This is a genomic window from Streptomyces sp. NPDC020965 (assembly GCF_044333555.1).
Taxonomy (GTDB): domain Bacteria; phylum Actinomycetota; class Actinomycetes; order Streptomycetales; family Streptomycetaceae; genus Streptomyces.
Genome location: NZ_JBIRRE010000001.1, coordinates 1169392 through 1184082, shown reverse-complemented (window position 1 = coordinate 1184082; position 14691 = coordinate 1169392). Strand labels below are relative to the sequence as shown.

General features: G+C 69.6%; 14 protein-coding genes. All 14 read right to left on the bottom strand.

Going from position 1 to position 14691, the window contains the following annotated elements; genetic code table 11:
• Positions 1-25: 25 nt before the first annotated feature.
• The 14 genes from fxlM to ACH4S7_RS05005 all read right to left on the bottom strand — a co-directional run bounded on the left by fxlM (position 26) and on the right by ACH4S7_RS05005 (position 14380).
• Positions 26-1246 (bottom strand): methyltransferase, FxLD system, encoded by a 1221-nt coding sequence (gene fxlM / locus ACH4S7_RS05070; RefSeq protein WP_398519656.1) that lies wholly within the window; start codon positions 1244-1246, stop codon positions 26-28.
• A gap of 365 nt (positions 1247-1611) precedes the next feature.
• Positions 1612-3930, bottom strand: a complete 2319-nt coding sequence (locus ACH4S7_RS05065) for a Helicase associated domain protein (RefSeq protein ID WP_398519655.1) — start codon at positions 3928-3930, stop codon at positions 1612-1614.
• Positions 3930-4844, bottom strand: a complete 915-nt coding sequence (locus ACH4S7_RS05060; RefSeq protein ID WP_398519654.1) for an endonuclease/exonuclease/phosphatase family protein — start codon at positions 4842-4844, stop codon at positions 3930-3932. Before ACH4S7_RS05060 ends, ACH4S7_RS05065 begins: the two co-directional genes overlap by 1 nt.
• Before the next feature lie 102 nt (positions 4845-4946).
• On the bottom strand, positions 4947-5828 hold the full coding sequence (locus ACH4S7_RS05055; protein WP_398519653.1) for an SAM-dependent methyltransferase: 882 nt from the start codon (positions 5826-5828) through the stop codon (positions 4947-4949).
• Positions 5825-6049 (bottom strand): hypothetical protein, encoded by a 225-nt coding sequence (locus ACH4S7_RS05050; RefSeq protein WP_398519652.1) that lies wholly within the window; start codon positions 6047-6049, stop codon positions 5825-5827. Before ACH4S7_RS05050 ends, ACH4S7_RS05055 begins: the two co-directional genes overlap by 4 nt.
• Entirely contained in the window at positions 6046-7209 is a 1164-nt protein-coding gene (locus tag ACH4S7_RS05045; protein WP_398519651.1) for an SAM-dependent methyltransferase, read from the bottom strand. Before ACH4S7_RS05045 ends, ACH4S7_RS05050 begins: the two co-directional genes overlap by 4 nt.
• A 35-nt stretch (positions 7210-7244) precedes the next feature.
• A complete protein-coding gene (locus ACH4S7_RS05040; RefSeq protein ID WP_398519650.1) occupies positions 7245-7367 on the bottom strand; it encodes a hypothetical protein in 123 nt (40 codons plus the stop codon).
• Complete coding sequence (locus ACH4S7_RS05035; protein WP_398519649.1) at positions 7364-8605, bottom strand: cytochrome P450; 1242 nt, start codon at positions 8603-8605, stop codon at positions 7364-7366. Before ACH4S7_RS05035 ends, ACH4S7_RS05040 begins: the two co-directional genes overlap by 4 nt.
• Before the next feature lie 16 nt (positions 8606-8621).
• Positions 8622-9209, bottom strand: a complete 588-nt coding sequence (locus ACH4S7_RS05030; RefSeq protein ID WP_398519648.1) for a GTP-binding protein — start codon at positions 9207-9209, stop codon at positions 8622-8624.
• Positions 9196-9567, bottom strand: coding sequence for a DUF742 domain-containing protein (locus tag ACH4S7_RS05025; protein ID WP_398519647.1), 372 nt, complete (start codon positions 9565-9567; stop codon positions 9196-9198). Before ACH4S7_RS05025 ends, ACH4S7_RS05030 begins: the two co-directional genes overlap by 14 nt.
• A complete protein-coding gene (locus ACH4S7_RS05020; protein WP_398519646.1) occupies positions 9564-9983 on the bottom strand; it encodes a roadblock/LC7 domain-containing protein in 420 nt (139 codons plus the stop codon). Before ACH4S7_RS05020 ends, ACH4S7_RS05025 begins: the two co-directional genes overlap by 4 nt.
• Positions 9983-12277, bottom strand: a complete 2295-nt coding sequence (locus ACH4S7_RS05015; RefSeq protein WP_398519645.1) for a sensor histidine kinase — start codon at positions 12275-12277, stop codon at positions 9983-9985. Before ACH4S7_RS05015 ends, ACH4S7_RS05020 begins: the two co-directional genes overlap by 1 nt.
• A gap of 278 nt (positions 12278-12555) precedes the next feature.
• On the bottom strand, positions 12556-13539 hold the full coding sequence (locus ACH4S7_RS05010) for a DUF6302 family protein (RefSeq protein WP_398519644.1): 984 nt from the start codon (positions 13537-13539) through the stop codon (positions 12556-12558).
• A gap of 10 nt (positions 13540-13549) precedes the next feature.
• Complete coding sequence (locus ACH4S7_RS05005; protein ID WP_398519643.1) at positions 13550-14380, bottom strand: ATP-binding protein; 831 nt, start codon at positions 14378-14380, stop codon at positions 13550-13552.
• Between the last annotated feature and the right edge of the window lie 311 nt (positions 14381-14691).

Sequence of the window (14691 nt, the reverse complement as noted above, 5' to 3'; positions counted from 1 at the left end):
CGAGAGACCTGGCCAGGTACCGCTTCTACGCGGTCGGCCAGGAGATGGAGATCCGGCTGTGCTTCTTGTCGATGATCCGGTCGCCGGTGATCCGGTCATCGGGCGTGCCCGCCGGGTAGACGGCGATGCGCGGTCCGGGCGTAGTGCGGTGCGCTGTGCCCCAGGCGCGGACGATGTCGGCGAGCCGCTCGGCGAAGCCGGCCCCGTCGGGGCCGAAGGCGTGGAATCCGAACTCCGCGTTCTTCTTCTCCGGGTTGCGTCGCAGCACGATGTAGCCGAAGTTCGGGCCGTCGATCGCGACCATCGAGAAGCCGAGGTTGGTGGGGCCGATCGCGCCGGTGGCCAGGTCCGGGATGATGGACATGCTGCAGTACGTCGGTACGTGCGCCGCCAGGTACATCTGCAGTGTGCCGATGGGCTCCTGGTTGGCGACGGTCACTCCGGTCCACGTCTCGGCGCGGTCGGTGTCCAGAACGCCGTCGAGTAGGGACGGGTCGGTGGGCAGCCCCTCGTCGAAGTGCAGGGTCACGCCCTTGTCGCCGGGCAGCTGCATCGTCTGCTGGGTGTGGGAGCCGGCGCCCTGCACGGCCACGAAGCCGCACACGTGGGCACTGGTGGCCAGCAGGTGGTCGGCCTGGCGGACGAACCCGTACGTGCGGGTCAGGCCGTTGATGCGGAGCGGTACGACGAGTCGACCATCGTCCTTGAGCTGGTCGGTCCAGGCGGGCGGGATGTCCCACGCACCGAAGGTGACCACGATCGCGTCATAGGGGGCGTGCTCGGGGACACCGTTCTCGGCGTCGGCGACGACGACGTTGACGCCGGTGTAGCCGGTCTCTGTGAGAAACCGCGCGGCTCGTTCGGCCGGCGCGGGGGCGATGTCGACGGTGGTCACCTGCCCGTCGGGACCGGCCAGCTCCGCGATGTAGGCGGCGTTCGGACCGTTGGTGCCGATCTCCAGAACATGGTCACCGGGGTGGATGCCGGCCTGTTCCAGCTGCATGGCCTGGATCTGCGGTGCGGAGACTGAGCTGGTGTGATTACCGTGCTCGTCCTCCTGGGTGATCACGGCGTTGTAGGTGCTGTAGGCGTCATCGAGCGGGGCCTCCGGCACCGCCAGGTGCCGGGGCACCTGCCGCAGAGCGGCCTCGACGCGCGGCGACACGACCGTGCCGTCCTCCTTGAGCTGGTCAACGGCCTTGTCACGCAGCTCCGTCGCACGGTTCTCGTCGGGCAGTTCGGTCATATGGCTCGTCTCCTCGTGGTGCGTGTACGCGAAACCGTGATGATGTCGATGTGACCACCCCCGCGCCATGTGGCCCTCTAGTCAGGGCCGAAATTCAGCCTTCTGCGGCCGGTCGGCCTGTCGTACCGCTGGTTGGCGCGGCGCGAGTGCCAGGGGCGTGTATAAGTCGGTTTGTGGTGGCGCCCGCAGAGGCCAAGCCGGGGCTGTGTCCCGTGGCCCGGGCTGTGGCGGGACGTCATCGAGCAGCTGGGGGGCTGCGGCGTTGTCCCAGATGGAGGGTGAAGACGGATTGTTCATCCGAGTGGTTCCCCTTGTAGTCGCCGTTCGCGGGTTGGCGGTGTCCGTGCAGGTCCTCGGTGTGCGCGTCATGAGCGGCGACGTCGACGGTCTTCCGCCAGTTCGACGCCGAGGGCGACGAGCTGCCGGATTCGGTGCGGGTCGGTGAGCCTTCCGGTGCGGTACTCCTGGACGCGGCTGTTGATCCAGGTGGCGGGGCGGATGGGAATCGGCCCCGTGTCGATGACCAGGGTTCTCGGCAGGCTGAGGTGTCCGTGCTGGTTCTTGAGCCGGGTCAGTGCCTCGATGTGGAGGTCCCACCGCCACTGGAGCACGTCCCAAATGAATCCCCGCTCGTCGAGCTGGGCGCGCTGGGTGGCGGCGAGTCGTTCAGGGTGGGTGCGGTAGCTGTTGACCTGGGTCCCGACCTTGCGGCCTGCGGTGATGTGCTTCTGGGGGATGTTGAGATGCCCTTCGGCCTGCTGGAAGGCATCGAGGTCGCCGAGGAACTGGTCCCATTCGTGTGCGTCGGGGTCCCAGATGAAGCCCTCGGCTTCGAGCGCGGTGAACCGGGAGGGGTGCAGGGTGTCGGCCGCGTGATGCTGGCGCGCTGTCGCGGCGATGGCACCGAGTTTGTATTGTCGACCGTTGCGGGTGACGACGTAATCGTTGGAGATGCTGAGATGTCCGTACTCGGCCTTGTAGGCACGCAGTGCGGATACCAGTTCGCGGAGCTGGTGTTCGGGGACGTCCCAGACCATGCCGAGTGCGTCCATCTGCTGCCGTTGCTGCGGGGTGAGTGTCTCGGCGCGTGTGCGGAGGTTGGCGATCCACTGCCCGAGCCCCGTCTCCGTCCGGTGGTCCCGGTGAACGAGGAGGTTGCCGTGTTCGCGTCGGTAGAGCTCGGTGGCCCGTATGTATTCGCCCCAGGACGGGGTGAGCGCCGTCACCGTACGGACCGAAACGGCTGCGGCGAAGTCGTCGGGCACAGGTATCCCGCTGACCGCGAGCCAGTCCGGCAGCCCGCCCCGGCTGCCGAAGAGCCGCCCGGTTCGCTCTGGCTCGGCCATACGCCGCCGTGCCGTCTCCAGGTCCCCGAGCAGGGAGTCGTCGTGCGAGGCGAGGGCGCCCGCGGTTTCCCAGACCTGTCCGAACCCTGCGCCGGCGAGCGCGGTGGCGGGGTCCTGCCCGGGTTCGAGGAGTACGGGGACCAGTACCGACGCCGTCTTGGCCCGGGACCGGTCCCCGCGGCGCAGGGCCCGTCCGATGCCCTGGATGGTGTCGATCGTGCCGCGGGGGCTCAGGAAGCACACCGCGTCCACTTCCGGGGCGTTGAATCCTTCTGTCAGAACGCGTGAGTTCGCAACGACCACCAGCCCCTCGCCGGGGTCGGTCAGCCGGTTCAGGACCCGGCGCCGGCCGCCTGCGGCCTGCCCGCCGTGCACGTAGTCCGCCCACAGGCTCACCGGCCGTTCGGACGGCGCGAGCATGTCGTAGGCGCGCGGCAGCAGCATGGTGAACCACTTCGCGTCGGCGACACTGCGGTGGTATGTGATCAGGCGCCGGATTCCGTACTCTTTCGCTGCCCGCAGTACCGCGAGTTGCGCGGCGAGCATCCGTGCTGCGACCGCCGCCGACCCCACCCGCAGGTAGGAGTCGTCGCCAGCGAGCAGCGCCGATACCTCCTCACCCGTGATGACGGCCACCACCAGCCGGTACGGCGCCAGAAGGCCCATGTCGATTGCCTGCGCGAACGACATCCGGTACGCCACCGGACCGTAGATGCTCTCGTTCGACATGCTGATCACCGCATCGGGATCGCCGTTCACGATCCGCGGCGTCGCTGTCATGTACAGACGTCGCTTCGCCACCAGCAGCCGCTCGTCGTGCACCGCACCCCACGGCTTGCCTGCCGGACCGGCAGTCCGGTGCGCCTCGTCCACGACCGCGATGTCCACCGGCGCCATGCCCCAGCGGTCCTGCGCCTGCGTCACCGCCCCCAGACTCTGATATGTGCAGGCCACCGTCACCGGACCGGCGCCCGCACACAACTCCGCCAGCCGCCCCGGATCGACGGTCACCCCCGCCGTCTCCACACCACCGCGCCGCGCGGACAGCACCTCACGGTCCGAACACACCGCCACGACCCGCCCCAGCCCCCCTGTGCCCCGCTGCTGCGCCCATTCGTTCATGGCCTGGTGCACGAGTTCCAGGGTCGGGACCATCACCATCGCCCTGCCCGCGCCGGCCTGGGCCACCCGGAGCGCGGCTTCGCCCGCGACGCGGGTCTTCCCGGTCCCGCAGGGCATCACCAGGGTGGCGCGGTTCTCGGTCTGGAGGGTCTTGTCGACCGCGTCGGCGGCTTCCCGCTGGTGGGGAAAGAGTGTGCGCAGCGCTACCTCGCTCATCAGTCCTCCCCCGCAGAGTGGGACCGGTTGAGGATGTCCGCGAGGTGGTCGCCGTCCAGGGTGAGCCGGACGATGTGGTGGTCGGAGACTTCCAGGGGCACTTCACAGACGTCCACGTCGGTGACCGCGGGCAGCAGTTCGGGGGTTGCGTAGACGCGGTCGACGCGGGCATCAGGGCCGTGCGTCTCGTACGCGTCCACCGTGGGAGCGACAGCGGCGGGGGTTCCGTCGTGGTGCGTGGCCCAGTACCGGGCCACATCCCTGAGTCCGGCGGTGTGCAGGACGTTGTCCGGTCGGGTGTCCATGTGCCGCGTGCCGTCGGGGCCGAGGTAGGAGCGGTGGGCGCGGTGGGGCTCGTCCTGGATGTTCTCCAGGACCGGCAGCGCGGGGTCGCCCTTCACGCCGGGCTCGGGGTAGCCGTTGGTGTCCCCGCCGATCAGGGCGGGGACCCGTACGGTCTCGCCGTTCTGGGCGGTCCACTGCTTGTCGGCCCAAGTGGTCAGCCATTCCGTCTCGGCCAGGCGATTCGTGCCGGAGGCGTAGTTGAGGTGGAAGGACGCGACCGCGAGCGGCAAGGCGTCCTTGCCAGCGGGGAGGTAGTGCATCGTGAGCGCAGTCGGCGGCAGTACCCACATCGGGCCCGTCCGGGGCCACTCCCGCACTGTGCGGAACACCCGCTGGTCCGCAAAGATCGCGGTGCAGGACTGCGGGCCGAGCCAGCCCCGCATTCCGAGGACGTGCTCAAGCTCGTACAGGACCGCGCTGCCGTCCTCGTCCGCGCCCCACATCTCCTGCCGCAGCACCAGGTGCGGGCTGTGCCTGGCCAGGCGTTCGTGAGCCCGGTGCCGCAGGTCCCGGTCGTTCTTCCCATTCCGTTCCAGGTTCCAGCAGACCACGGTGACCTTGTTGCTCATACGGCGATTCCCTCTGTCGCAGGTTGGGTTTGGTGCGCTGCCCGGGGTCGGGGTCCGCTCGCCAGCCGGACCCCGGGCAGCTGTTCGGTGGACGGCCCCGGTTCAGGACTTGACCGCGATGCCGGCGAACGCGGCACAGTCCTCAGCTCGGGCGGGATAGGGAGTGAAGTGGCGGACGGTTGGGCCGTGGGCGGACCACTGGCTCACAGCGGCGAGGCCGCATCCGAGGTGGTCGAAGCCGCCGAAGAGGGCCGACACTTGGGCGGGGCTCCGGGGGCGGACGAGGATGCCGTGCCGCTCGTACGCGGCTACCGCCCGGGGCACTGTGCGGGGATTGAAGTGGTCGGTCAGGTGGGTGACCGACAGGGTGCTGCCGACCGGCAGCCAGTCCCGGAGCGCCTCCATCGCGTCCGCTACCGCGGCATCGTCGAGGTTCCACGGCAGTACGTCGTGCACGCTGACGGCGATCGGCCCGCCGAGGTCGAAGGCCCCGGCTATGTCCGGGTGCGCGAGCAGGGTCTCCATGTCGAGGAGGTCGGCAGCCACTACGTCTGTGGCGTATGGGGGTCCGATGTCGAGCCGGGTCTTGGCGTGGGCGAGGACGCCGGGGTCGCGGTCGACGTAGACGACAGGACTACCGTGGGGGACGAGGCGGTGAAGGTCAGGACTGTGGGGCAGGCCGCAGCCGAGGTCCAAGAACTGGGCGATGCCACGACGGAGCACGGCTGCGGTGGCTGTCTGGGTGAAGTACCGGTTCGTCCGGGCCGCCAGCGGTGCCCACGGCGCGGCCTGATAGAGGTCGAGGGCGGCGTCTCGGTCGGGCTGGTATGTCTCGATTCCGCCCAGCAGGCAGTCGTACACCCGCGGCGACCGGGCCTTGGCGAAGTGGTCGGCCCTCAGCGCTTCCAGCTCTGGCGGCTGACGGGCTGTCGCCACGTCGCCCTCCGGCGGCATCGGCTCCACATTCATGCTCACGCGAGTCATACGGGGACCTCCGCGTTCCGGAGGTGCTGTTGGAGAGCGGTCACGGTGAGCGCGAGGCAGGCGGTGTGCCATACCCGGTTCCGGGCGCCGACGGGCCACGGAGCTGTGATGGCCTCCACCGCCCGTCGCACCGCCAGTTTCTCCCGACCGCCCACCACCGGCGCGAGGGGAACAGCGGTCGGCGCCGCGCATTCCCGGGATTCGGTGATCGGCCCGGTCATCGTCGCCTCCGCGTCGCCTCGGCAGCGGCGAGGGCCTGGGGCAGATCCTCGTAAAGCGGCACCGTGAACCCCGTGATCCGCAGGATCTTCCGCAGCGGCGCACCACCCAGCAGACGCAACCCGCGCCCGTCGGCGTCCATCCGCAGGCGCAGGCCCAGCACTGTGCCCAGGGCGGTGGAGTCCAGGAACTCCACGGCGGAGAGGTCGAGAACCACGTCTCCGGTCGACTCGCCGGCAAGGGCGTCGAGCCGGTCACGCAGGGGGACGTTCTCCCGCTCCTCGACCATCCCGCCGACGGAGATCACCAGGACACCCTGCTCCGGGCGAGCGGACAGCCAGGCGTTCCGGCCCAGCCGCTCGGTGTCCGACCCGTTCTCGACCGGGTGTGGTTTCAAGCCGACCGCGCCGTATCCGTGGACCTCGGAGGGAGGAATGGCCGCGATCTCGGTGTCGGGTTGGTGCCACTGGTGCACCGGCACCAGCCCGGGCTCCACCAGCGTCAGTCCGGAGAGGAACCGCTCGATCACCGCCCGGCCACGTGTGCGGGCCTGGACCGCCTCGCCTGCCAGCAGTGCCTCTGCTTGACGCATGACCAGCGGCGCGAAGTCGTCGGTCACATGTGACAGGACGACGGCGCTGCCCGGCGGGAGGGCGTTCACCAGGCGCTCGACGAGGATGTGCGGGCGCTCCTCGTCTCTGATGAAGTGGACGACGGCGGTGAGCAGCAGCGCGATCGGGCGATTGAAGTCCAGCAGTCGTTGTGCTTCGGTGAGGATGATGTCGGGGTTGCGGAGGTCGGCGGTCACCATTGCGGTTGTGCCGGTCTGGCTGCGTAGGAGAGCGTCTCCGTGGGCGAGTACCAGCGGGTCGTGGTCCACATAGAGGATTCGGGAATCAGGGTGGACGCTCTCCACGACCGTGTGGACGTTGGGGCCGGAATCGGCGGGGAGTCCGCACCCGACGTCGAGGAACTGGTCGATGCCGAAGGCGCGGGCCGTGTGGTCGACGGCTCGGATCAAGAAGGCGCGGTTCTGTGTCGCGATCAGCTTGGGCTTCAGACCGAGTCTGTGGATGCGCCGGGCGATGTCCCGGTCGTTCTCGTACGCGGATTTGCCGCCTTGGTAGGCGTCATAGAGCCGAGCGGTGCTGGGCGCGCCCATTCCGGCTGGAGGTTGGGCACGGTCGTGCTGCGGTGTCATGACGGTTCCGGGGTGAAGGTCTGGGCGTCGAGCGCGGTCAGTGCGGCCGGGGGTGACGGCCAAGGGGAATCGCTCGCTGGTTCTCCGTGCTCGGCCGGGTGCCGGAGGCTGTCGCTCATCGCTTCGCACCGTCATAGTGTTCGGTCGGACCTGTCTGTATGGGCGCGCGGGACCGGCCGCGGAGGACGTTGTTGACGGCCTGGGTCGGTGGCCCGGCCGGGGTGAGCTGGGGGCAGCGGGCGGCCAGGGCAGCCAGGAGGGCGGTGGCCTGAAGCAGGGCGAGGGGTATCCCGGCACAGAGGTGAGGCCCGTGTCCGAAGGCCAGATGCTGTTCGGGGCTGGGCCGGTGAAGGTTGTACTGGTCGGCGTCCGCGCCCCATCGGTCGGCGTCTCGGCCGGCGGACCCGTAGAGGATCCAGACCTGCTGCCCGGACTCGATCCGTACCCCGCCCACCGTGGTGGTTCGTGTCGCGATGCGTCCGAAGCCCTGTATCGGGGCTTCGTATCGGAGGGCTTCGTGGAACGCGGCACTCGCTAGGGAGGGGGTGGTGCGTATGGCGGCCCACTGGTCGGGGTGGCGGCCGAGCTGGGTGATGGTTTCGGTGATACCGAGGATGGTGGTGTCCATGCTGGCGGCGGTGTAGGCGGCCGACAGCGGGACCGCTTCCTCCTCGGTGAGCTGACCGGCGTCGACCGCGTCGAATATGGCCCCGATCCACGAACCGGGCTGGATGTTGTCGCGCCTGACGTGTTCGTGGAGGAAGGCGACCATGGCCGTGGCGGCGGGCAGCGCCGCCTGGTAGCGGTCGTTGTTGGGGCCGAAGACGTCGAACGTCGCCCCGGCACCAGCGAGGACGAGCTGGTGGTGCTCCGTCGGGATGCCCATCAGGGCCATTACGGTGCTCGTCACCATGGCCCGTACGAGGGTTGCCGCGTCGAACACTCCGCCTGCGGGTGGAACGTGTTCGGCGATGAGTCGTTCTGCCCGCACCCGGATCTGCGGGGATAGGGCGCTGACCGCCCGGGGAGCAAGCTGCCGGGAGAGGATTCGCCGCAGCCGGGCGTGCCGCTCACCGTCGGAGGCGATCACTGTGCCGCCCAGGACAACCTCGTTGGCCAGCTCGGTCAGGGCGAGAGCGCCGTCCGAGCGGTAGGCATCGGCATCGTGGAGCACGGCGCGGGCCTCGGCGTAGCGGGGGATCGCCCACACACCGTGGCGCTCCAGATAGACAGCTGGGCCGGTGGCCCGCAGCGCTTCATAGACGGGGTAGGGATCGTCGAGGACGCGGTCGTCGAAGAGGTCGACGTCTGAACTCGCGGGACCGGTGGTGGGTCTGGGGCTGGTGGCGGCGGGCATCAGTGGTCTCCCTGCGTCAGACGGTGATGGGGGTGGAATCGAGACGGTGGTCGATCAGGGCGATCAGAGCCTGGATGCTGGACTGCTCGTCACGGGCGTCCAGGTCCACGACCGGGACGCCGGACCGCAGGTCCAGCGAGGTGCGGACGGCTTCGGGGCTGTAGGCGAAGGAGTCAGGGAAGCGGTTGACGGCGACCACGAAGGGAACGTGGCGCTGCTCGAAGAAGTCGACCGCCGCGAACGCCGATTCCATGCGGCGGGTGTCGGCGATCACGATCGCGCCGGCCGCACCGCGCAGCAGGTCGGGCCACAGGAACCAGAACCGCTCCTGGCCGGGGGTGCCGAACAGATAGAGCACGATGTCCCCGTCCCGGTTCTTTCCGGGCAGGGTGCGGCGTCCGAAGTCGAGCGCGACAGTGGTGGTGGTCTTCGCCTCGATGGAGGTGGTGTCGTCGACCGTCTCGCCGGCAGCGGTCAGCTCTGCTTCGGTCCGAACCGGGTTGATTTCGCTGACCGCGCCGACGAACGTCGTCTTGCCGGCGCCGAAACCTCCGGCTATCAGGAACTTCACCCGCTCGGTGTCGGGGGTGTCAGAGTGCTGCATTCAGCCGGTCTCTCACTCGTAGCAGAAGGGCGTTGGTGACGACCGAGTCCCTGGTCAGGTCCATAGGCTCGGCAGTGGTGACCAGATGGCGGTCGCGGAGTTCGGCGACGAGGGCCGCGGTGACGCCCAGCGGCAACTCCAGCTCGCCGGCGATCTGGGTGACCACCTGCGGGGTGCGGCACAACTGGAGAATGCGGGCGTACCGGGTGCCGGCCGGGGGCGCGCCGTGGGCGTGACCGGGGTCTGTCTGGACCTGGGTGTCCAGGCGGATCTGCCCGCCCTCCAGGTCGAGGATGCGGCCCCCGGTCGCCGACCACGGCCGCGACCGGCGTCCCCGTCGCGGCTGAGGCGCGTTCACGCCGGGGCACCTCCCGGGCCAGCCGGCCGCCGCCGTCCCGCCTCCAGCACGGTGGCGAGCTGCTGCGTGAGACGGGTCAGCTCGAACCCGACCGTCTGGAGGTTCGCCGACCGCGTTGTGCTCACGGCTAGATGGGTGGTGTCCGCACTGCGGACAACCATGAAGTAGCCGTCCTCCATCTCGATCAGCGTCCGCAGCACCGCACCCGTCCCGTCCACCACGGCGGCGTTCTCGGCGAGGGACGCAAGCCCGGAGACGATCGCCGCACGGGAGTCCGCCGACTCCTGCGCCATGCCGCTCCAGTACAGCGCCAGCCCGTCCTCGGCGACCACCACCGCCGAGCACACCCCGGCGATGCCGTTCACTTTGTCGTCCAGTAGCTCCTGGACCGCCAGAACCTGCACATGCTGCTTCATCAGGTCGTTTCCCTCTCTGTCGTTGTCGTGTCGGCCGTCTTCGGATCCGGGTGGGCCGCTTCGCCGTCCCGTCCGCCCCGCTGCCAGGCACCCCAGCTGGCACCTGCTTCCTCCGGGGACACCTCGCCCTGCGCGGGCCGCGTTGGGCGATGCCCCGGCTCGGGGGACCGGGCGAGCTGTGGTGCCAGGTGCTCTCCGCTGCGCCGCCGGGGCAGAGCGGGGGCGGCTGGGTCGGTTGCCGCTGGCACAGCGGCGCCGACGGCTGGCGCGGTGGGGGATGCGAGCGCCGGGGCGGGGGAGCGCCGGTCTGCGGCGGGCCGCAGACGGCGGGTACCGGGCTCCTCGTGCGGGAGATTCCGCTGTGGCAAGCCCTGTTGGGGTGTGGTCGGTGCGGGGGCGGTCGAGACTGCCGCGACGGCGGGTGCGGGGCACATCAGGGTGAATGGGATGAGGAAGACGGCCTTCACGCCGCCGTAGTCCGAGGGGCGCAGACGGACCCGCATGCCGTGGCGGGCGGCGAGCCGGGCGACCACGAACAGGCCCAGTCCGCCGTCGTGGGCCGCCATGCTCTCGAAGGTGGGGACTTCGGCGAGCTTCCGGTTGGCTTGCTCGAACGCCGCCTGGGTCATCCCTGCGCCCATGTCTTCGATCTCGACCGCGACCCCGTGGACGGCGGCCTGCGCGGTGACGGTGACCGGTCCGCGGGAATGGCCCAGGGCGTTGTCCAGCAGCGCCGCCAGTACATGGATGACTCCGGTCACCGCAGGTGCGGACAACCACTGCTCGCCCCGGATCCGGTTCTCCACACGGCTGGGCTCCGCAGTCTCCGCCCGGGCGTCGTGGACGGCGTCGGCCAGTGTCTTGGGCTCGGTATAGGGCTCGTGCCGGGCCTCCCCCGTCACGGTGACCAGGTTGTCCAAGTGCCGACGGGTGCGCACCGCGTGCTGGTCGAGGCGGATCAGGTCCTCCAGCACCTGGGCGTCCTGCCCGTACCGGGTCTCCAGCGTGTCCAGTTCGCTCAACACGAGTTCCACGCCGTTCAGGGCCCGGGAGGTGGTGACCGTGACGAACCCGCCGAACCCGCGCCGGTCGGCCGCCTGCGACGCCGCGATCTCCACGACCATTCGCTGCGAGGCGGTCAGCGCACGCTCCAGACCGGTGAACTCGTCCGCCCGCCTCTGCTGATCGGGGAACTCCGCCTGCGGATCAACCCGCTGCCCGGCCCGCAGCCGCCGCACCACCTCCGGCAGCTGTTCACCCGTCCCCTCCGCCGCGGCCTGCACCTGCCGTAGCCGACGGGCGATCGAACGGACCACACCGACCAGAAGGGCGGTGACTGCAAGGACCGCCGCCGAGCTCCCGCCCACCTGCACTAGGACGTCCGAGCGGATCTCGTCCGCCCGCTGATATCCGTGGGCGAGGAGCCCGGCTGTCCGTGACCCGTTCAGCGCGGCGATCTTCCCCGCGACCTCGCCGTGCGCTGCCATCCACTCAGCCGCCTCCGGCGGAAGCTCGTTCACCCCGTCATCGCCCCCCGGCGCGTTGATGACGGCGAACTCGACCCGCTCCTTCGTCTTCCACGCCTCGCTGGCGACGATCGCGTCGTACAGCGCCTTGTCCTTCGGCGGCAGATACGGGGCGATCCACCGCTCGTACATCACATGCTGCTGCCCGTACGCCAGCGCGAACGCCGCCCGGTCCTCTGGGCCCATCCGCCCAGCGGCCAGCGCGGCCGACAACAGCATGTCCTCCTGCGCCAGACCCTCCACCGCCCAGAACAGCCCGACCAGAGCCCGGGTCTCGGTGTTGAGTTCCGCATCGTCCATCGCGGACAGCGCCTGGTAGAACTCGACCAGGTTGGTGAGCAGCCCCGTGTAGTAGCCCGTGACCTCCTCCCGGCTGCCGCGCCCGTTCGCCCGCTCCCGCACGGCGGCCAAACGGTCCAGGTCGGCATAGACCGTCTCCACGTACGACCACTTGTGCCGCAGATCCTGCTCCAGCCGCGTGCCGGACATGTGCCGGAACGAGGTGATCCCCTCGTCGGTCGCCGACCGGGCCTTCTCCAGCGCCCGCCGGTTTCCCTTGCTGGGGCGCTCCAGGAACACAGCCGTCGCCTTCCGCTCCGCCTGCGCACCCACGAAGAGCGGCAAGGACGCCTCGCCGCCCAGCTCACCCGTTGCCGAGTCACGGCGCAGACTCATCTGGACGGTCCAGTCCTGCGCCGCGTTCACCGCGACCAATGCGACCAACGAGGTGATCGCGATTCCCGCGATCAACACCAGCCGCGCACGCACCGTCAGTACCGTCCGCCGACGGCCTCGCTTCCCGCGGCGCCTCTGATCAGTGGGTGTCGTCGTCATTAGTCCTCGAACTCAGCAGGAAACAGGAAGAAGGAAACGGTGGAAACATGGGCATTTCATCGCCCGTGGGGCGCGAAGTGCCCGATGCCCGGCGGCATGGAGAAGGAGGGGTGGCCGTCGGGGCGCTCACCTCCGGGCCCGAGATCGGGGGAATCGCCGGGGCGGAGGGGCTCGGTGTGCCCCGACGGCCGGTCTTAAGGCCGGCCCACGGATCAGGGGCCGCGCCCGGCCGAGCGCTCAACGCCTCCGGGATCGGTCACTGAAGCCGATGGCAGTCCGTACGCAGGGAGCAGCGGTCCGCGTTCATGGCCGCGAAGCACCGCGTGCTCCTCGCTTCGGGCATTCAGGGTCCCCAGCACCAGCTGCCGCAGCTCCCGCCCATGCTCGGGCCGCAGCCCGGCCCGGTCCGTGTACTGCTCCAGGGACCACCCCGCCGCCCACGCCCTCAGCAGATCCAGTTGCCAGACCGGCAACTCCACAGGCGGGCCGGGGCAGACGGTGATGAGCCTGCGGGCTGCGGCAAGGTGCACGATCCGGGTCCACCGAATTCCCTGGCCGTCCGCGAGTGCCCGCCCCAGCGCTGCGACACCGCCATGTGCTTCCCGCACGTTCGGGAAGAGACCGCAGTCTGAAAGGGTTCGCGCGGACACACCCTGCGCGACCGCGTCCAGAACCACCGCATCCTGGGCCGACGCCGGCCCACACCCATCCACGGCGAATCCGTAGAAGCGGTCCCTCGCGACCCGGGAAACCCACGGCGGACACGTCGCCCCCCACTCGACGACGAAGCCTCCTCCCGCCGAGTCGACCGAGATGGCGGGGCGTAGTCGTACTTCCGGGAAGTCCAACCGGCCGGCCAGCGCACCGGCGATGCCATCCCCGATCTCACGCGTCGCCGCTTCCAGCACGCCACCAAGCCGGTTGCCTCCGACCGGTACCGCCAACAGCGGTGCCCGAAAGACGCATAGGGCCACAGAAGTGGCGAGCAGAAGCGGGTTCGCCAAGCGGCCCAGCATGAACTCGTAGTCGTACGCGATCTGCGGCGGGTGCGCCGTCACGTTCAGCGCCGGATACGCCTGGCGGACAGGCGCCACGGGTGCCGAAACCGAGGTAGGGGCGCCGCTTCGGCCGACTTGCACAGGAACGGTATGGGAGACGGAACGCGTGGAGGCCGGGGACATCGCTGTGAGGGTCATGAATCTTCCGTCAGCAGGGGGACTGAAAGGACAGAGAGGAGGCGCGGTCAGGGCACCGTGGTGGGAGGGGGTGGACGAGGCTTCGTTGGTGGAGGACGTTCATCCAGACCCGCTTGCCGGACCTGCCGAGGTGGGGGATGTAGCCCCAGCCGTCGCCGATCTGCTGGACCAAGGGCAGGCCACGGCCGCAGTCATCGTCGTCGCCCGCACGGCCCAGGCACGGTGGCTCCGCGGAACCGTCCTCTACCCCGACGTGCAAAGCCCGTTCGTCGCACTCCAGGGTCAGCGTGATCAGGTCGCCAGGACGTGACCCGTGCTTGATGGCATTGATCACCAGCTCGTTCACCGCCACCAGCAGCAGATCCAGATCGTGACCGGTCAGCATCGACTCCCAAGCCCGCAGAAAGTGGCCGGACAGCCTCCGAACCGTCGGAGCGTGGGCTTCCAGTGCGGGGAATACCGCGCAGCACAAGCCCGGTGGCGGCGGAGAACCGGCCGGGCACGACACTCCGCCGCCCAGGGCACAAGGCAGGTTGGTTCGGGTCCAGACACGGAGCCAGTCGGCTGTCTCCCAGGAGGCTGGCTCGCTCGCCGTCACCGATACCCGGTGCTCAGCCAGCCAACCGAGCACGTCGGCACGGTGGGCATCGTCCCACCCAAGTTCTGCCCGTGACCGCACGAACAACATGCCCCCCTTGGCGGTGCTCAGAAATGGGGCCAGCTTCTGCCACCCAGGACGCTCCCGGAGCGCCATACGCGTGTTGGCGATGTCGGCGACTGTCGCCCGGACCGCGTACCCGCGCTCCTTGGCCGCGCGGGTCAACCCGTCGAGGGCAGCCATCGACATATCCGCGTTCGACTCGCAGGCATACAGGACCGCAGATTTCACAGGACCGGACACAGGCAGACCCCCGGCGGATCGTGGCGAGGAGGGATCGTTGGAGTGAGGAGGCCAGACCATTCGAATCACATCCTTGTGACCGGAGCCGAGGCGGAAGGTGCCGTCGCCCGGCACGGGCATCGGGGACTGCTGTCTGAGGGGGAGGGCCGATCTGGCGGTGGCGGGGCCGCCCAGGTTCGTGGAACGGCGGCACGCAGGACAACCGTGACTACTCACGGCCCGGGGCGATGTCCGTGACTTCTCAGGGACCC